Raw genomic sequence first — 18,082 nt, 5'->3', positions numbered from 1 at the left:
ATTAGGCTGCATCGAATAGGTGCGTCACCAGCCGCCGGGCCAGCACGTTGGCGACACGGCGCCGGTAGTGACCGGGCGTGAAGGTCGTCTTCATCGCCATGACCTGGTCGCGAACAAGATCGTCGAGCGCTTCCAGAACCGTTTCGTCGAGTGCCCCACCACACAGCGCATCGGTGCCGTCGAGCGGGACAGGCCGTGGATTGGTCCCGGTGAAGGCGATACGGAGATCCTTGAGAATCGATTCGTCCCGCCGCAAGGCGACGGCGACACCCGCCACCGGGTATTCGATCGACCGCCGGATGCGGATCTTATCATAGGCCGATTTGTGGCCGGGGATGCGCTTGGCGCGCACCGCGGTGACGATCTCGCCCGCCCGAAGGCTGAGATAATTGCGACCGTCGCCGGTTGACCCGTCCTGTTTGGCATATCCGGTGTAAAGCTCTTTCAAGGGCAAGGTACGCATCCCTTCCGGACCCATGAGGTCGACCTCGGCATCAAGAACGAGGAAAGCGGGGGCGAGGTCGCCGCTGAAGGTCGCGAAGCACACGCCGCGGCTTTTCGGCGCGACATGGCACATGTCGCCGGTGGTCTTCAGGCAATGCCGATTGGCGGTCCGCCACCATTCGCTCTGATTGTAGAAAATGCACCGGGTATCGAGACAGATATTGCCGCCAACCGTACCCATCTCGCGGTGGGTGGGGCCGGCAATCGAATGCGCTGCCTGGGCAACGACCGGATAGTTCGACAAAACGTCTTCGTGATCGGCGAGCTCGCTCAGCCGGACCGATGCGCCCACGGCCAATTCATCATCAGCGGTCGAGATCGATCGCAAGGAATCGATCGCCATCATCTCGATCAGGACCGGTGGCGCCTCGATGCCGCGGCGAATGTTGACAACCAAATCGGTACCGCCGCCGAGAAGGCGCGCGTCCGGGTGCTGCGTCCGCGCCGCGACCGCTTCATCGATGGTGGTCGGCCGCAGAATTGTGAAATCGGGAAGGACGTCCATCAGCTATCGGCCGCGGTTGCGGCCTTGCGCTTGGCCGCGCGTTGCCGCTTTTCCAATGCCGCGAAAACCCGATCCGGCGTCACCGGCAGGTCCGTGAAACGCACGCCAATCGCGTCCGCGATGGCGTTGGTGAGCGCCGGGAGGAACCCGGCCAACGAGCCTTCTCCGGCCTCTTTCGCGCCAAAGGGTCCATGCGGGTCGTGCGCCTCGACGATTTGAACGTGAATCGGGGGCGAGTCCTGAATTGTCGGGACGCGGTAGTCGAGCATGTTGCCGGTGACGAGGAGCCCGTCGTAATAGCCGGTCTCCTCGCTCATCGCCTGGCCCATGCCCATCCACACCGAACCTTGGACTTGACCCTCGACGGTGAGCCGGTTAAGCGCTTTGCCGCAATCGTGCGCGACCCACACGTTGTCGACGGTCACTTGGCCGGTATCCTCATCGACCGAAACTTCGACGACCTGGGCGGCATAGCTGTAAGCCATCGTTCCGCCGATCGCCGCACCCCGGTATTTGCGCCCGCCGTGGGATTCCGGGATGGTGTTGTAGTTGCCCGTCACGGTGATCGTACCGATATCGCGCAGCGCTTCGGTTACCACATCGTCGAAATCGATCCCCGCATCCTGTTGTCCCGCCCGATAGACCTCGCCCAGGCATTCGATATCCTCGGGCTGGGCCTCGAGCTTGCGTGCCGCCGCCTCGACCATGATCCGTTTGAGCTTCTCGGCGGCCTCGATCGCCGCGTTGCAGACCATGAAGGTCACCCGCGACGAATAGGACCCATTATCCTTCGGCGTCACCTCGCTGTCGGCGGCCACGATTCGGACCCGTGCCATGTCGAGTCCGAGGACATCGGCGACGGTCTGGACGAGCACGGTCGACGACCCCTGACCGATCTCGGCGGCGCCGGTGAGAAGCACGATCGAACCATCCCAGTCGAGCTTCAACTTGATGGTGGCGTGCGGCTCGCCGGTCCAATTGACGGGCTTGGACGCGCCGCTGATATAGTGGGAGCAAGCCATGCCCAGGCCCTTGCCCGGCGCCAATTTCCCTTTCCTCTTTTTCCACCCGCTGGCTTCCTCGACGCCATCGACGCATTCCGGCAGCCCATAGCTGTTGACCATCAGATCGTTGTCGGTGAAGGTCGGCGCCGTCAGGTAGTTGGCGCGCCGCACCGCCATCGGGTCGAGGCCCAGTTCGTCGGCCATCGAATCGAGCAGGCTCTCGAAAGCGAACCGGATATTGACCGTGCCATGGCCGCGGAACGCGCCGCACGGCGGCGTGTTGGTCAGGACGCGCTTGCCGACGTACTTGACATTGTGAAGGTCATAGATCGCGTAGAGCATCGAACCGGAATAGAGGATGGTGACGATGCCGTAGCCGCTGTGGGCGCCGCCACGCTGATAGGTCTCACAATCGACCGCGGTCACACGTCCCTCGCGGTTCATCCCCATTTTCAGGCGGATCTCGGTTTCCGGCCGGCCGCGGTGGGTGATGAATGTCTCCTCACGGTTGACCACGGTACGGACCCGGCCGCCGGTCTTGCGGGCCAACAGGGCGGTAATCAACTCGACGTTCAGAGTTTCGGTCCGACAGCCGAAGCCGCCTCCGATATGGGGTTTGACGACGCGGATCTTGGATTTGTCCATATCGAGGGTGCGAGCCAGCATGAGATGGACGTAGAACGGCACCTGGGTACTGGCATAGACCGTCATGCGGTCCCGCGCCGCGTCATATTCGGCCCAGGCGGCGTGCATCTCCATCTGGTTCTGGCACACCTCGGCGCAATGGTAATTCTGTTCCCGCACGAGGTCGGCGTCGGCGAACCCGCCCTCGATATCGCCGAGCTCGAAAAATACGTCGCGCTCGATATTTCCGGGACGATGATCGTGAAGGTCGACCGCCTGTTCGGACAGAGCGTCGCGGACCGTATAATAGGCTGGCAGTTCCTTGACCTTCATATGGATCCGTCGAATCGCCTCGAGCGCGGCGGCGTCGTTATCGGCGGCGACGGCCGCCACCGGTTCGCCCTTGTAACGGACACGGTCCCGCGCCATCGGGTATTCGCTGCGTGCGATCGGCAGAACGCCGAATGTTTGGTCGCAATCGGCACCGGTCACGATGGCGCGAACGCCCGGCACCTTGGCTGCTTCCGAGATGTCGACTTCGAGGATTTCGGCGTGAGCGTATGGGCTGCGGAATATGCGGCCGGCCATCGTTTCGGGCTGGACAAAGTCGGCGGTATATTTGGCCCTGCCCGAGACTTTGTCGGGCCCGTCGACCATGGGAACATAGCCGCCGATCGACTTGACGGGAGCGACTTCGGTCATGGCCGATCTCCATCCGCGATAAGACCGGCGGCGTATTGCACCGCCTCGATAATTTTCACGTAACCGGTGCAGCGGCAAATGTTGCTACCCAACGCCTCACGGATTTCCGCCTCGCTCGGCGCCGCATTGTGGCGCAGCAATCCCTCCGAGGCCATGATGAGACCGGGCGTGCAATAGCCGCATTGGGCTCCCAGTTTTTCATGAAACCCGCGCTGGATCGCCGACAGACGCCCGCCATCGGCGAGTGCCTCGATGGTGTCGATCTTGGTTCCCTCGCAGGTCGCGGCGAGACGGAGGCACGAGAACACCGGGCGATCGTCGATCAAGACCGTGCAGGCACCGCATTCGCCGCCGTCGCAGCCGGTCTTCGTTCCCGTCAGGGCGACCTGCTCGCGCAAATAGTCGAGCAGCAGGACATTATCGCCGACGGCGTCGGCGCGCGGTCGGCCGTTGAGCGTAATATTTAGGATTCTGACCATTGTTCGGTGACTCTTGGACCGTAACCGGTGTCGTTACCTTGATCCAGGTCAGGTCCGGTTCCTTTCCACAATTTCGGCCATGATGGTCACCGCAAGGGCGCCGATCAACGGTTTTGTGGGCGGATGCAGCTAATTGACGATTTATCGCGCCTGATTGGCATCGTAAAGGCGAGTCAACCCTCGATCATCACGGCGGCGGAGCCGGAGCTGTTCGGCGGCATGATGTCGTTTTCGTTGGTGACCGGTCGCGGCCCCAATGCCACCACAATCTTTGATGGGTGCTGCGGTGGAGTATGCCGGGCCTTTTATTCTACCGTAAATTGGCATAAACTCTGTGGCGAAATCGGACGCGAGCGTGGGTCGAATGCGTCCGCGAGTTCTCGCCCAAGAACGACCGTCGAACATGATCCAAGGCGGCCAAGTTGGGTGTAGATTGGGGGCATAATGCTGTTTGGGGAGAACTTTTTAGCGGCGACATGACGGGACGATGTTCAGGCTTGCTGGAACGGCGGCGCTGATCATTGTCATTTTCCTACTGATTGCCGAGATCGCTGCTGCCATCGTTTTTGAATTCGGTTTGGTACCGGTCAAGTATCGCCCGGTAATTTGGGCGACGCGCGCCGATGTGCCGCCCGCCGATTCGTGGCGCACAGAAAATCATCCTTGGGGCGCATGGCACAAAGCCGATGCCCAAGGTAGCGATCGACGATCCTGTTATTCGGTCGTCTATGCGTCGAATGAAGTTGGCGCCCGCGACGATTCCTGGAACCTACCGAGGCATGGAATTCCAACCGTATTCGGCCTCGGCGATTCTTTTCTGGAAGGCTACGGCGTGGTGCAGGAAGACCGGTTCGACACCATCGTCGAAAGCCAAGGCTTCGATTTCTTGAATTTTGGCGCCGCGGGCCATGTCGGACCGGTCCAATACTATCTCATATACGAGCACTTCGCCGACACGTACGACCATGATGCGGTCGTCATTTTCTTCTTGCCCGACAATGATTACAGCGACAACGACCCGGAGGTTTGGGAGGCCAAAAGAAACTCTTACGCATACCGCTATCGGCCTTATTTTCGTGCCTCCGGCGATGGGAAATATGAGGTTTTCCATCCGGTCGACGAGCCACCGGGCGAAATCACGTTCCGGGACTGGCAATACAAAGACCTCGGGATCTTCCAGTTTATCGCGAATTTCGGACGCGATTTCACCTACACCTACGGCGCCGTGATGTACGCCATGACACTGCTGGAAGAGCGCGAATTCGACGAGTCGGGTTTTTCCGGCTATTACGACGCCGAACCGCACCAGCTCCAAGCAGCACACCATTTTCTTGGGCGAATCGCCAAGCGGGCAGCCGCCCGCAACGGTATGCCGGTGATCATATTTTCGATTCCGACGACACGGGATTTTCGCCGGGCGGCGATCGAAACCGATGAGGCTTCATCGAGCCGAATGTTGCGCTCGCTGGCGGCCGACAATCCGAACGTATATTTCATTGATGGCCTGACGGCGATGACGGCCGTCGAACCGGACACGGATCGGTATTTTCTTCCCTGCGACGGACATTGGTCCAAGGCCGGCCACGAAATTGTCGGCCAGGTCGTCGCCAACGCCCTGTCTGCGGCACTCCAGCCGGCAATGGTCGCCGAGTAAGCGTCGCACAAAGGCCCTTGGCTCGCCTCGGTGGAGCTGGGCAGCCACCATGTTTGCGGCCACAACGGTTTGGGATAGTCTGTGGCCATGAACGGTCTTCGACGTATTCCCGTCGTGATTTTGTTGACGATATTGTTTTTCCCGCCGTTCGATGCGGCGGCGGAAGGCGACGCCGAGGCCGGCCGCAAGCTGGCGGCTCAACACTGCACGCGATGCCACGTCGTCGGCGACATCAACCCGTACGGCGGAATCGACAGCACGCCCTCTTTCCGGTTGTTGGTCGGAATGGCCGACTACGATGAGCGATTTGGGACCTTCTATGCGCGCCGACCGCACCCGGTGTTCGTTCGCATCGAGGAAATTGACAACGAGCAAGGTTCTACGCTGGGCGCCGCGGCCTTCACGATTTCCGTGACTGACATCGAAGATCTGCTCGCCTTTGTCGAACGGCTACAAAGCGAGCAGTAGGCGCTGCCTGGCGGGGCCGTTTGATACGGTCCGGGCCGGCCCTACCGGTCCAGCGCCGCACGCCCCCTCTCCGTCAAGCGGCAAACCAACCAGTCGGGCTTGATCGGGTTCGAGAACCAAGGTTCCGCGTAGCCGCGTTCGATCGCGCTACGAATCATTCGTGCATCATAGCGCTGCCCTTTATCATCGAATAACGGCAACTTACCACCTGGTTCTTCAAGTCCCCTCTCAAGCCAACGGCGCTGTGGCGTCGTCAACCGGACACGTACTTGCTCGCGCGCCGATTCGGCACGCAACGCTACCTCAACCATGACCTTCTCCCATCACTGGGACACCCAAGGAGATGATAGACTAAAAAGTCAATTTTGCCAAATGCGTGGAGGCAATTTTCAAAGGAAAAGGTTAATGAATCTGTGCACCGTTTACATGACAGTCGGATCGCTGGCCGAGGCGAAGTCGATCGCGGCCGACCTTGTCGGCGCACGGCTGGCGTCGGGGGTCAACCTGATCGACGGATGTCATTCCATTTATCGTTGGCAAGGTGAGATCAGAAATCGCGACGAGGTCGTCTTGCTGGCCCGCACGCGGCGCGATCTGGTCGATGCGCTGGTCGACCGCGCCACGGTACGCCACAGCTATCAATGCCCATGCATCATCGCGCTGCCGATCGAAAACGGGCACACCGATTACCTTGCCTGGGTCGAGGCGGAAACGCGGCCGCCCGGTGAATCGGATTAGGCTCCCTGTGAGGCCACCATGGCCTGATCGAGATCGTCGATGATGTCGGCCGCGGTCTCGATACCGATCGACAGCCGCACCACGTCGGGACCGGCCCCAGCGGCGATGCGTTGCGACTCCGCGAGTTGGCGATGCGTCGTCGACGCGGGATGAAGTATCAGGCTTCGCGTGTCGCCGACATTCGCCAGGTGCGAAAGGAGGTTGCAAGCCTCGACGACCTTGATCCCCGCGTCGTAGCCGCCCTTGACACCAAATGTAAAAACCGAGCCGGCGCCGGCTGGGAGATATTTCTTGGCAAGCTCGTAGTAAGGACTGCTCTTGAGCCCGGCATAGGAGACCCAGTCGACGGCATCGTGCGCCTCGAGAAATTCGGCGACCCGTTGAGCATTCTCGACATGACGCTGCATGCGCAATGGAAGCGTCTCGATCCCGGTCAATATCAGGAACGCGTTGGTCGGCGACAACGTCGGACCGAGATCACGCAGACCCACCGCGCGCGCCTTCATGGTGAAGCCGAAATCGCCAAATGTTTCGTGAAAGCGGAGGCCGTGATAGGCGGGATCGGGCTCGACCATCGCCTTGAACTTGTCGTTGGCGGCCCAATCGAAGCGACCGGATTCCACCACCGCGCCGCCCATCGATGTCCCGTGCCCACCGAGGAATTTGGTCATCGAGTGTACGATGAGATCGGCGCCCCATTCGAATGGCCGACAGAGAAATGGCGTGGCCATCGTGTTGTCCACGATCAAGGGCAGACCGGCCGCCCTGGCGACCGCGGCGACGGCCTCGATATCGACCACGATTCCGCCGGGATTGGCCAGGTTCTCGATGAATATCGCCTTGCTTTCCGGCTTGAGGGCGCGCCGAAAATTGTCGGGGTCGCGGGGATCGACGAGCGTGCTGTGCCAGCCGAATTTGCGGAAGGCGTGGGTGAACTGGGTAATTGACCCGCCATAGAGATTCCCCGATGCGACAAAGTGATCGCCGGTCTCCAGCAGCGTATGGAAAAGCAGCAGCTGGGCGGCATGTCCGGAAGCGACGGCGACGCATCCCCGTCCATCTTCGAGGCTGGCCACTCGTTCCTCGAGGGCGGAAACGGTCGGGTTGGTGAGACGGCTGTAGATGTAGCCGAACGTTTGGAGATTGAACAAAGAGGCGGCGTGATCGACGTCATCGAAGACATAGGCCGTGGTCTGGAAAATCGGCATGTTGCGGGCGCCGGTCACCGGTTCCGGCGGCGTGCCTGCGTGCACGGACCGGGTCTCGAAACCGAACTTGGAAGTGTTGTCGGTCATGCCAATCGCACCTTGCGACGTTTGCTGGTGATGATGCCCGAATTGATCCCGCTCCAACTCAGCTCGCCGTGGAGACGCCCGTATTCGATCTTCGGGCAGCGGTTCATGATCACGGTGACGCCGGCCTTTTCGGCGCGCTCCGCCGCCTCGTCATTGCGCACACCGAGCTGCATCCAGACCACCTTGGCGCCGATCTCGATCGCGTCGTCGGTTATCGGCCCGGCGGCGGCGGAATTGCGAAAGATGTCGACCATGTCGACCGGACCGGGAATATCCTTCAACGCGGCATATACCGGTTCGTCGAGAATTTCCTGGCCGGCCGCTTTGGGATTGACCGGTATGACGCGAAAGCCCTTGGTTTGTAGATATTTCATGGCGAAATAACTCGGCCGGTTCCAGTCCGGGCTGGCGCCGACCATGGCGATCGTTTGCACTTTGGCCAAGACCTCGCGCAGGGCCGCGTCCTCATAGCTGTCATGACCGCTCATAGGGAACGATACCCTCGTGCCAACTCTTCCAGTGCCGATCGAACTTCCTCCATGACTGCGGACCAATCGCCAAACTGTTCTTGCCGGAATAGGCGCATGGTGGGATACCATGGACTATCGGCACGATCCACCAGCCACCGCCAATCCGCCTCGCGGCTCAGCAACGTCCACACCGGACAACCGATGGCGCCGGCCAGGTGCGCGGTGACCGTATCGACCGTTATGAGGAGGTCGAGACGATGGATCAACGCGGCGGTCGTGGCGAAATCGCCGACATCCTTGCCGAGATCGATGAGGTTGAGGCCGGGCGGCGGGTTTTGCAGATCCTTCCGGCCCGGGCCCGGCTCCTTCTGCAGAATGTATAACGACACCGACTTCACCGTTCCGAGCGGCGCCAGCGCGGCCAATTCGGTCGAACGGACACGATCGCGCGGTTGGCGAGGGTTGCCAGCCCATACCAGCCCGACCCTCATGCCAGGTTCACGGAGGCGGCTCGCCCATTCCTGGATCTGTGCCGTGTCGGCGCGCATATAGGGAACCCCAGTGCCAACCGTTTCGAGGCGGGCGTCGATCAGGCGGCCCAGGCTGATGATGGGGGAATGGGTGTCGAAAGAGAGATTCTTTGTCGAGGTCACGACCTCGTCGACCCCATCAACCGTGCGCATGAGCTTTGCCAAGCGTTCGGGACATTCCACGATGACGCGGCCCATACGTTCGCGTGCCTGGGCAATGAAACGTGAAAACTGGATCGTGTCGCCGTAGCCTTGGTCATGGTAAAGCAATAGGGTCTGCGCCCGATCCGGCAATCCATCCCACCGCGGTTGCGGCAGGGAGCGAGGCTTCCCGCCCTCGGCCTGCCAACACCATTCATACTCATCCCAGCCGCGACCGTAGTCTCCGCTCATCAGCAGGGTGGTGGCACGGCTGAAGCGCGCTCCCGCATTGTCGGGATCGATGGCCACGGCTTGATCGAGGTGGCGGAGCGCGTCATCCATGCGGCCGCACAGGCGGTAGGAGTGCGCCAGATTGCGCAGGATTCGAACATCCTGCGGCGCGATCTTGCGCGCGTTTTCAAAACAGAGAGCCGACTCCTCTATTTCACCTAATTCACGAAGAATAACCCCTAAATTATTTATTATAGTAATTTTTTCAGGTTCAAGCTCTTGAGCCTTTCGGTAGGATTTCAACGCCGCCGCCTTGTCGCCAAGCGCCTGCTGTGCGCAACCCAAATTGAACCAGGCGTCGCCGGAATTCGGCGTCAACTCGACCGCGCGGGTCAAGGCCGTAACCGCCTCGTCGGCCTCTTTTGCGGCGAGCAGCGCGGCGCCGAGCGTATTGTGAATATCGCCGCGCTCTGGCGCGACGGTGACAGCGCGACGGGCCAGCGATACGGCGTCCGCGATTCTGTGGCGTTCGATGGCAATTTTCAACGCCGCCTCCAGGACCGCCAAATCGTTTGCGGCGGAGCTCAGGATATGCTGAAGACCGGCCTCGGCCACGCGGTCGCTACCGTCTCGATATGCGGCGATGGCTTCGGCGCGCAACGCGGCGCCTTTGTCTGCCCGCGTCGGAGTCGTTGCTGCGGTTCGACGCTTGGATATTACCGGAACTTTGCCGGAGATGACGGCGGGTGGTTTTCGCAAGGAGGGTGCCGTGCCGTACTCGGTTTACCGGTCCTTCCAGACCGGCTGACGCTTGGCAATAAACGCGTCAATCCCTTCGACGGCGTCGTCGGCCATCATGTTCTTCGCCATCACCGCCGCGGTGTAGGAATAGGCATCTTCGACCCCCATCTCGAGCTGACGGTAGAATGCTTCCTTGCCGATCCGCATCACCATCGCCGATTTGGAGGTGATCGCCCTGCACAATTCCGCGATCGAGGCATCCAACTCGCTGTCGTCGACAACACGATTGACGAGACCGAAACGCTCGGCTTCCCGAGCGGTAATTGGGGCGCCGGTAATCAGCATTTCCATCGCTCTCTTGCGTCCGACGTTCCGGCTGACCGCGACCATTGGTGTCGAGCAAAACAAGCCGATGTTCACGCCGGGTGTCGCTATCCGCACGGACTCTGTGGCGACGGCAAGGTCGCAGGTTCCGACCAGCTGACTTCCCGCCGCGGTCGCCGTTCCATGGACCCGGGCGATCACCGGTTGGGGAAGGCGAAGTATCGACATCATCAAGCGGCTGGACTTGGCAAACAACGCTTCATAATAGTCCATCGTCGGATGGGCCCGCATTTGCCGCATGTCATGCCCGGCACAAAATGCCGGGCCATTCGCGGCGAGGACGACGGCTCTCACCGACTCGTCGCTGGCGATGGCATCAAATTCGCCCTGCAGCGCATCGATCAACTCCTCGGAAAGGGCATTTCGCGCTTCCGGCCGATTGAGTGTCAACGTGCAGATGCCGTCTCGGTCAAGGCGGAGAAGCACCGGCGGATCAGTATTCATTTGTGCAAGTTCTGCCATCGTCGGTTCCTCGCATGAACACAGCCGTGTCCGCGGTCAACGGCCGTCCCATACTGTCAAAGTTTGGAGGTCATGAAAACCGACCTGTCGCGCCAGTCGATGATTTCATATGTCATCGAAACTGCCATGCCGACCGTGGCCGGACGCGAACCGATCGGCGCCGCTCACACCTTCGCTCTTGAGGCAGGCCAGTCCGTTCTTGAATTCCGCGCGCAGGGCCTGATCGACCGGTAGCGCGAAACTGCGATAGGCCGACGCCCGGTCGGCACGCACACACTCGGGAGGGAAGCGGGCAATTTCATGGGCCATTGCCTCCGCCGTGCTGCGCGATTCGCCGTTCGGGACGACTTTCTCGCAGAGCCCGATCCGGTAGCATTCCTCGGCCGGGACCTTACGCCCGGTCATGATAATCTCAAGCGCCCGTCCTTGGCCGATGATCCGTGGCAGCCGCACGGTGCCGCCGTCGATCAGCGGCACCCCCCAGCGCCGACAATAGACGCCGAAATAGGCGTCTTGTTCCATGACCCGGATGTCGCACCAAAGAGCCAGCTCCATGCCGCCGGCGACCGCCGGGCCTGCCACGGCGGCGATCACCGGTTTGCTCAGGTCGAGGCGCGACGGTCCCAGCGGCCCACGCGGAGGCGTGGATCCGTCGTCGGGAAAGCGCAATTCGCTAATGGGTTCGTCGATATTGTCCAGGGATGCGGCATATTTGAGATCCCAACCGGCGCAGAATGCGCCATGCGCTCCATGGAAAACGGCGACGCGCGATTCCGCATCGGCTTCGAAAGCGAGAAATGCATCGACCAATGCGTCCGCGGACTCGGGATCGACGGCATTCCGCGCTTCGGGCCGGTCATTGATGATGGTCGTGACAAATCCGTTTTTCTCGACATGAACGGTCATTGATTGCCTCCTGCTAGAGTGGGGTAGCGTTGCGGCCGGCCCGGCCTTTGTCCGTCTTGCTGTAGAATGCTTCGAGCAGCGGCCTCACGCGCTCGGCATCGGACATGCACGTATAACCGTTGATCGCCTCCAGCCTCAGTTGGTCGTCGAGCGAACGGCCGATCATGTCGAGAATGGTCGCTTTGGCAGAGCGCACGGCGACTTGATCGTTCCTTAGGATCTGGCGCGCAACGAGCTCGGCTTCCTCCATCAGCTTGCGGTGTGGAACCACACGCGAAACCAGGTTCACCTGCCGGGCTCGTTCGGCATCGATCGGCTCGGCGGTTAGAAGCATTTCCATCGCGAAACTCAGGCCGCAGGAATTGACCAGCCGCGGAATGCCGCCGTCGCCGTGATGGAAGCCGCGTCGCGCCTCGAAGGAGCCGAATTTTGCGTTTTCCGATGCGATCCGAATGTCGGCGGCGAGCGCGGTTTCGAATCCGCCCGACAGCGCCCAGCCATTGACCGCGGCGATGACCGGCTTCGCCATCCAGTGTAGGCCGCGGGTAAGCCCGCCCAGCCCGAGCGGGACCAGGTCGCGAATTGCGGTCGGGTCACAGCCCATGAGCGGCGGCACGAATTCCTTGAGATCGGCGCCGGCGCAAAAGGCATCGTCGCCGGCCCCGGTAATGATGGCGACATCGATGCCGTCGTCGCCGGCAATATCATCCCAAGCCGCGCATAGACGTTCATGAAGTTCGGGATTGATGGCGTTGAGGGCAGCCGGGCGATTGAGTGTGAGAAACGCAATGCGGTCTCGTTTTTCGAATAGGAGCACGGACATGACAGGTCTTTCGGTGAAATTGAGGTGATGGTAGCATGGGACCGTAATTTACCTTTACGTAAACGTCAATTCCTGCGCGATACCGAGGCCGTAGTTGATGAGACCAGTCGCCTTCCGGATGTTGATTCGTCGCCTTCGGCCTCCTGCTAGATTCCCGAAGGAACACCGATGAGCGAGCGTAGCGACCGCGTGGGCTTCTCGGCCGCCGATTTTCGCACATTGATCGACGGCAGCATCCCGCTCGCGGTCGCGATGGCGATCGAGGTGGTCTCGATCGGTCCCGGCACGGCATCACTCCGGCTGCCTCAGCGCGACCTCATCACGCGACCCGGCGCGACGGTAAGCGGTCCCTCGCTCATGGCGCTCGCCGATATCGCGATGTACGCCGCCATCCTCGGCCAAGACAGCGCGGCGCTGTCTGCGGTCACCAGCAATTTCAATATCGCCTTCCTCCGCGCGACGCAGGGCAGGGAGGTGACCGCCGAGGCCACCGTGGTTCGCATGGGCCGGCGTCTCGTCTTTCTTCAGGTTTATCTCTATGAGGAGGGGAGCCGCGATCCGGTCGCCCACGCAACCGGGACCTACGCCCGGCCGTCGACCTGATCCGGGCGCCACGATCGTCGCGGCCATGTATGCGAGGTATTATAATACCTCTACCGTAATTTGTTCATAAATAGGGCTTTTTCGGCATTGACAGGTGAGATTGCCGTGGCATACTCCGCGCCCGTCGACCGATCCAGCGCGGTCGCGGACAATCAGGCATATGATGGGACCGAGATGAAGACCTATTCCGCAAAGCCGGCGGACGTGGAAAAAAAGTGGCTCCTGGTCGACGCCGAGAACATGATACTCGGGCGTTTGGCCTCGGTCGTCGCATTCCGTCTGCGCGGCAAACACAAACCGTACTACACCCCGCATATCGACTGCGGCGACAACGTGATCGTCGTCAATGCCGAGAAGGTCGCCCTGACCGGCAACAAGGAGAGAGACGAAAAGATCTATTGGCACACGGGCTATCCGGGCGGCATCAAGGAAAGAACGCTCGCCAGCATTCGTGACGGAAAACATCCCGAGCGGCTTGTCCTCAAGGCCGTCCAGCGCATGTTGCCGCGTGGACCGCTGGGCAGCCAGCAATTCAAGAATTTGAGGGTCTATGTCGGCCCGGACCATCCGCACGAAGCGCAGCAACCGGAATCGCTCGATCTCGCCGCGATGAATCCAAAGAATTCAAGGAGCCGTTGACCATGGCCGACGAAAACGCAACTCTCGCCGACGTCATGCCGGAGCAGGTGGCACCGCCGCCGGAGCCGGCCGCGGTGCCGGAACCAAAGGTCGATGCCCAAGGGCGCGCCTATTCCACGGGTAAGCGAAAGGACGCGGTCGCCAGGGTTTGGATAAAGCCGGGCAGCGGTCGCATCTCGATCAACGGACGGGATATCGAGCAATATTTTGCCCGCCCGGTTCTGAGAATGATCATCAATCAGCCTTTTCAGGTCGCCGGGCGGACCGACCAGTACGACGTGACATGCACGGTTCGCGGCGGCGGCCTGTCCGGCCAGGCCGGGGCGGTACGTCACGGCATCAGTCGGGCGCTCACCTATTGCGAGCCGTCTCTGCGGCCGGTCCTCAAAAAAGGCGGGTTCCTGACCCGGGACGCCCGCGTTGTGGAGCGCAAGAAGTACGGCAAGCGCAAAGCGCGACGTAGCTTCCAGTTTTCCAAGCGTTAGAACGGCTGAGGCGCATTTGCCTCGTAACGAGGGCCCGCCGTTTGGCGGGCCCTTTGCATTTTGGGCCGTCCCTATGGACAGCCTTTCGACGGTCCGGACAATCTGATATGGAACAGCGGAAAAGGGGCGCGCCATGACCTCCAACAGGATGAAGACGGGTATTCTCGGCGCCAGCGGCTACACCGGCGCCGAATTGGTGCGTCTTCTCGCTCGTCATCCGTCATTCGAAATCGTCGCCATGACGGCCGACCGTCACGCCGGAAAGGATATCGGCGAGGTGTTTCCGCATCTTGGCGGGCTGGGGCTGCCGTCGCTGGTCTCGGTCGACGCGCCGGATTGGTCGGCGGTCGATGTCGCATTCTGTTGTCTTCCCCATGGCACCACGCAAGAGATCATCGCCGGCCTCCCCAAGGCCTTGAAAATCGTCGATCTGTCGGCGGATTTCAGGCTCACCGACGTAGAAACCTATGCGCAATGGTATGGGCACGCGCACCGCGCGCCAGAACTTCAGGCCGATGCGGTCTATGGGCTGACCGAATTGCGTCGAGATGAAATCCGCAATTCGCGGCTTGTGGCCAATCCCGGATGCTATCCGACATCCGCACAACTGCCGTTGGTGCCGCTTCTCGCCGCAGGACTGATCGATACGGACGACATCATTATCGACGCCAAATCGGGGGTGACGGGCGCCGGCCGTGCAGCCAAGGAAGGCACGCTGTTTGCCGAGGTCAGTGAGGGTATCCACGCCTACGGCGTCGCCAACCACCGCCATATGCCCGAGATCGAGCAGGAGCTGTCGGCGGCGGCGAGAACTTCCGTTACGGTGAACTTCACACCTCATTTAATGCCGATGAACCGCGGTATTCTGTCGACCATCTATGTCCGGCTCGGCGCCACCGTAACCGCCGACGATCTCCACGCCACTCTCGTCGGGCGCTATGTCGACGAGCCCTTCGTCCGCGTATTGCCGATCGGGGTGGCGCCCGCGACCCGCCATGTGCGTGGGTCCAACCATTGTCTGATCGGTGTGTTCGCCGATCGCGTGCCGGGCCGGGCGATCCTGATTTCCGCGATCGACAATTTGGTCAAAGGGGCTTCGGGTCAGGCGGTGCAGAACATGAACCTCATGTGCGGGTTGGACGAAACCACGGCTTTGGACCAGGAACCGCTTTTCCCTTAAGTCATGGCCGGATTGATACTACCGTTCAGCGGCGTCGAACCCGCCATCTCGGAGACCGCCTTCGTCGCCGATACGGCGACGATTATCGGCGACGTCGTGGTCGGAGAACGCAGCGGCCTCTGGTTCGGCGTCGTCGTTCGCGGCGATCTCAACAGCATTCGCATCGGCTGCAACACGAACCTGCAGGACGGCACGATCGTGCATGTCAATCACGACCGCTATGGCGACGGCGGCGATCCGACCACGATCGGAGACAACGTCACGATCGGGCACTTGGCGCTAATTCACGCCTGCACGATCGGCGACGGCGCCTTCATCGGCATGCGGGCGGTGGTCATGGACAAGGCCGTAGTCGAGACCGATGCCATGGTCGCGGCGGGAGCGGTGGTGACGCCGGGCAAGGTTGTGCGATCGGGGCAATTGTGGGCCGGCACGCCGGCCCGCCACGTCCGCGACCTGCGCGCCGACGAAATCGCCGATTTTTCCTACAATGCCAGCCATTACGCCGCTTTGGCGGAGGCCTATCTGGCGCAGCGCGTTGCGCGACCGGTTGGTTCGGATTAGCGCGGCGATATAGCCGCTGCCCCTTATTCGGCTTGCGGTTCGTCGGCCATCACCCGGACTTTTACGAATGAGCCGGGGGCGTCCTCGATCGGCTTCAGCTTGCCGTCTCCCGGTACCCGCGCCGGGACCTGCGCACCGCGGTTTTTCTTGAGCCATCGGATCCACTCGGGCCACCACGACCCGTCGTGATGCTTTGCGCCCTTGAGCCACGCATCCGGCGAGCCCGGAAGTTTGGCGTTGGTCCAATAGCCATATTTCTGCGCCGCCGGGGGATTGACGACGCCCGCGATATGGCCCGACCCCGACAACACGAACTTGACAGGTCCGGCGTAGATCTGGGTCGCGGCGTAGGTCGCTTCCCACGGCGCAATATGATCTTCCTGGGTTGAAAGCAGGAAGCTTGGCGTCTTGATCTCGTGCAGATCGATCGGTGTCCCGGCGAGCTCGATTCCGCCCGGTTCCCGTAACAGGTTTTTTTGGTACATGTTGCGCAGGTAGAAACTGTGCATGGCCGCCGGCATGCGGGTGGAATCGGCGTTCCAATAGAGGAGGTCGAACGGGAACGGGTCCTTGCCCATAAGGTAGTTATTGACGACGAAGGACCAGATCAGATCGTTGGCGCGCAGCATGTTGAACGTCGTCGCCATCGCGCTGCCGTCGAGGTAGCCCTTCTCGTCCATCCGCTGCTCGAGCGCCGCAATCTGTTCCTCGTCGATGAAGACCGTGAGTTCGCCCGAATCCGCGAAGTCGGTCAGAGTGACGAAATAGGTGGCGCTCTTGATCCGGTCGTCGCGTTTGCTTGTCATGTAGGCAAGAGTTGCGGCCAGAAGCGTTCCGCCGAGGCAATAGCCAATGACGTTGGCCTGTTTTTCGCCGGTTGCCTTCTCGATCGCGTCGAGCGCAGCCAGCGGTCCCTCGATCATGTAGTCTTCGAACGTCTTCTGGGCCAGTTGCTCGTCGGGGTTGACCCAGGAGATGCAGAAAACCGTCAGACCCTGCTCGACCGCCCACTTGATGAAGGAGTTCTTCGGTCGCAAATCCAGGATATAGAATTTGTTGATCCACGGCGGAATGATCAACAGCGGTGTCTTCGATACTTTTTCCGTGGTTGGCGTGTATTGGATCAACTGCATGAGGTCGTTCTGATAGACGACCTTGCCGGGCGTCGTCGCGATATTCTCGCCGACTTCGAAGGCGTCGAAATCAGTCATGCGAATGTGGAGCTGGCCCTTGCCGCGCTCCAGATCTTCGAGCAGATTGGACAGGCCCTTGAGCAGATTTTCACCGCGCGAATCGATGGTTTCCCTCAGCACCGCCGGATTGGTCATGACGAAATTGCTGGGCGCGAGGGCGTCGACGAATTGCCGCGTGTAGAAATCGACCTTCTTTCGAGTTTGATCGTCGAGTCCGTCGACATCGGCCACCGTCGACTGCATCCACCGGGCACTCAACAGATAGGACTGCTTGATGAAGTCGAACAATTGGTTCTCGGTCCAGGCGTCATCCTTGAACCGGCGATCCTCCATCGACGGCTCGGCGGTCGGCGCCGACTGCTGGCCGAGAAACCGGGCCGTGGTTGCTTGCCATAGCGTCAGATAATCGTTCCACAGCGACATTTGCGCTTCGACCAGCTTGGCCGGATTAGTGACCATCCGTGCCGTCATTTCCATGAAGGCGTTGCCGATGCTGAGCGGATCCCCCATGCCCGGAGCGAAACCATCCTTCGCCTGCCGGGTCAGGAAATCGTTGACCAGGCGCTGGCTTCGTTCGGCAATGTCGGCGATGATCGTCGCGCGATCCGCCAAGTTCCCCAATTCGTCATTATTCGCTTGTTGATCGACCATCGCGTAATCCTTTATGGTCCCGTCCCTATGTTCTCGATATACTTAGGATTTAGAGCCTTATCGGCAAACAAGGCGCGGACTCGCATGATTTGCGTTTTCGTTGACG

At 60.9% G+C, this 18,082-nt stretch carries 17 protein-coding genes and 1 pseudogene; 8 read left to right on the top strand and 10 right to left on the bottom strand.

Translation table 11 applies throughout. From position 1 onward, the window contains the following. Position 1: 1 nt before the first annotated feature. Genes hcrB through GY791_20490 form a run of 3 tightly spaced genes read right to left on the bottom strand, consistent with a single transcriptional unit; the run spans position 2 to position 3,818 of the window. On the bottom strand, positions 2–1,009 hold the full coding sequence (gene hcrB / locus GY791_20500; protein MCP4330777.1) for a 4-hydroxybenzoyl-CoA reductase subunit beta: 1,008 nt from the start codon (positions 1,007–1,009) through the stop codon (positions 2–4). Then, complete coding sequence (hcrA, locus tag GY791_20495; GenBank protein ID MCP4330776.1) at positions 1,009–3,294, bottom strand: 4-hydroxybenzoyl-CoA reductase subunit alpha; 2,286 nt, start codon at positions 3,292–3,294, stop codon at positions 1,009–1,011. Before hcrA ends, hcrB begins: the two co-directional genes overlap by 1 nt. Before the next feature lie 41 nt (positions 3,295–3,335). After that, positions 3,336–3,818 (bottom strand): 2Fe-2S iron-sulfur cluster binding domain-containing protein, encoded by a 483-nt coding sequence (locus GY791_20490; GenBank protein ID MCP4330775.1) that lies wholly within the window; start codon positions 3,816–3,818, stop codon positions 3,336–3,338. A 487-nt stretch (positions 3,819–4,305) separates the two neighbouring features. Here GY791_20490 and GY791_20485 point away from each other — a divergent pair, with 487 nt between their 5' ends. Together GY791_20485 and GY791_20480 are read left to right on the top strand one after the other, a co-directional pair. Continuing rightward, a complete protein-coding gene (locus tag GY791_20485) occupies positions 4,306–5,472 on the top strand; it encodes an SGNH/GDSL hydrolase family protein (protein ID MCP4330774.1) in 1,167 nt (388 codons plus the stop codon). Between the two features lie 87 nt (positions 5,473–5,559). Continuing rightward, positions 5,560–5,940, top strand: coding sequence for a hypothetical protein (locus GY791_20480; protein MCP4330773.1), 381 nt, complete (start codon positions 5,560–5,562; stop codon positions 5,938–5,940). Positions 5,941–5,981: 41 nt separating this feature from the next. Here GY791_20480 and GY791_20475 read toward each other — a convergent pair whose 3' ends face one another. Continuing rightward, entirely contained in the window at positions 5,982–6,251 is a 270-nt protein-coding gene (locus tag GY791_20475; GenBank protein MCP4330772.1) for a hypothetical protein, read from the bottom strand. A 94-nt stretch (positions 6,252–6,345) separates the two neighbouring features. Here GY791_20475 and GY791_20470 point away from each other — a divergent pair, with 94 nt between their 5' ends. Continuing rightward, complete coding sequence (locus tag GY791_20470; protein MCP4330771.1) at positions 6,346–6,678, top strand: divalent-cation tolerance protein CutA; 333 nt, start codon at positions 6,346–6,348, stop codon at positions 6,676–6,678. Here GY791_20470 and GY791_20465 read toward each other — a convergent pair. From GY791_20465 to GY791_20445, 5 genes and pseudogenes are all read right to left on the bottom strand, one after another. Further along, positions 6,675–8,461, bottom strand: a pseudogene (locus tag GY791_20465) (O-acetylhomoserine aminocarboxypropyltransferase). The gene GY791_20470 and the pseudogene GY791_20465 sit on opposite strands and share 4 nt — an antisense overlap. After that, complete coding sequence (locus GY791_20460) at positions 8,458–10,005, bottom strand: tetratricopeptide repeat protein (protein MCP4330770.1); 1,548 nt, start codon at positions 10,003–10,005, stop codon at positions 8,458–8,460. Before GY791_20460 ends, GY791_20465 begins: the two are co-directional and overlap by 4 nt. Positions 10,006–10,128: 123 nt before the next feature. Next, positions 10,129–10,914 carry an enoyl-CoA hydratase gene (locus GY791_20455; GenBank protein MCP4330769.1) on the bottom strand — a complete coding sequence of 262 codons (786 nt, stop codon included), beginning with the start codon at positions 10,912–10,914 and terminating at the stop codon, positions 10,129–10,131. 123 nt (positions 10,915–11,037) lie between these two features. Beyond that, positions 11,038–11,838: a crotonase/enoyl-CoA hydratase family protein gene (locus GY791_20450; GenBank protein MCP4330768.1), complete on the bottom strand. Its 801-nt coding sequence runs from the start codon at positions 11,836–11,838 to the stop codon at positions 11,038–11,040. Between the two features lie 13 nt (positions 11,839–11,851). Continuing rightward, complete coding sequence (locus GY791_20445) at positions 11,852–12,661, bottom strand: enoyl-CoA hydratase/isomerase family protein (protein MCP4330767.1); 810 nt, start codon at positions 12,659–12,661, stop codon at positions 11,852–11,854. A 168-nt stretch (positions 12,662–12,829) separates the two neighbouring features. Between GY791_20445 and GY791_20440 the strand changes: the two genes are divergently transcribed. The 5 genes from GY791_20440 to GY791_20420 all read left to right on the top strand — a co-directional run bounded on the left by GY791_20440 (position 12,830) and on the right by GY791_20420 (position 16,132). Beyond that, positions 12,830–13,264, top strand: a complete 435-nt coding sequence (locus GY791_20440; protein ID MCP4330766.1) for a PaaI family thioesterase — start codon at positions 12,830–12,832, stop codon at positions 13,262–13,264. A 174-nt stretch (positions 13,265–13,438) separates the two neighbouring features. After that, entirely contained in the window at positions 13,439–13,903 is a 465-nt protein-coding gene (rplM, locus tag GY791_20435) for a 50S ribosomal protein L13 (GenBank protein MCP4330765.1), read from the top strand. A gap of 35 nt (positions 13,904–13,938) precedes the next feature. Next, a complete protein-coding gene (gene rpsI / locus GY791_20430; GenBank protein MCP4330764.1) occupies positions 13,939–14,388 on the top strand; it encodes a 30S ribosomal protein S9 in 450 nt (149 codons plus the stop codon). A 133-nt stretch (positions 14,389–14,521) separates the two neighbouring features. Then, on the top strand, positions 14,522–15,568 hold the full coding sequence (locus GY791_20425; protein ID MCP4330763.1) for an N-acetyl-gamma-glutamyl-phosphate reductase: 1,047 nt from the start codon (positions 14,522–14,524) through the stop codon (positions 15,566–15,568). Positions 15,569–15,571: 3 nt separating this feature from the next. Further along, positions 15,572–16,132 (top strand): gamma carbonic anhydrase family protein, encoded by a 561-nt coding sequence (locus GY791_20420; protein MCP4330762.1) that lies wholly within the window; start codon positions 15,572–15,574, stop codon positions 16,130–16,132. A 23-nt stretch (positions 16,133–16,155) separates the two neighbouring features. On the opposite strand, the gene phaC is transcribed toward GY791_20420, so the two are convergent. Then, positions 16,156–17,976 (bottom strand): class I poly(R)-hydroxyalkanoic acid synthase, encoded by a 1,821-nt coding sequence (phaC, locus tag GY791_20415; protein ID MCP4330761.1) that lies wholly within the window; start codon positions 17,974–17,976, stop codon positions 16,156–16,158. Positions 17,977–18,082 lie beyond the last annotated feature (106 nt).

The organism is Alphaproteobacteria bacterium, from assembly GCA_024244705.1.
Lineage (GTDB): Bacteria > Pseudomonadota > Alphaproteobacteria > JAAEOK01 > JAAEOK01 > JAAEOK01.
Note: the sequence above shows the minus strand (reverse complement) of the source record. Positions and strands in the feature narration are given on the sequence as shown.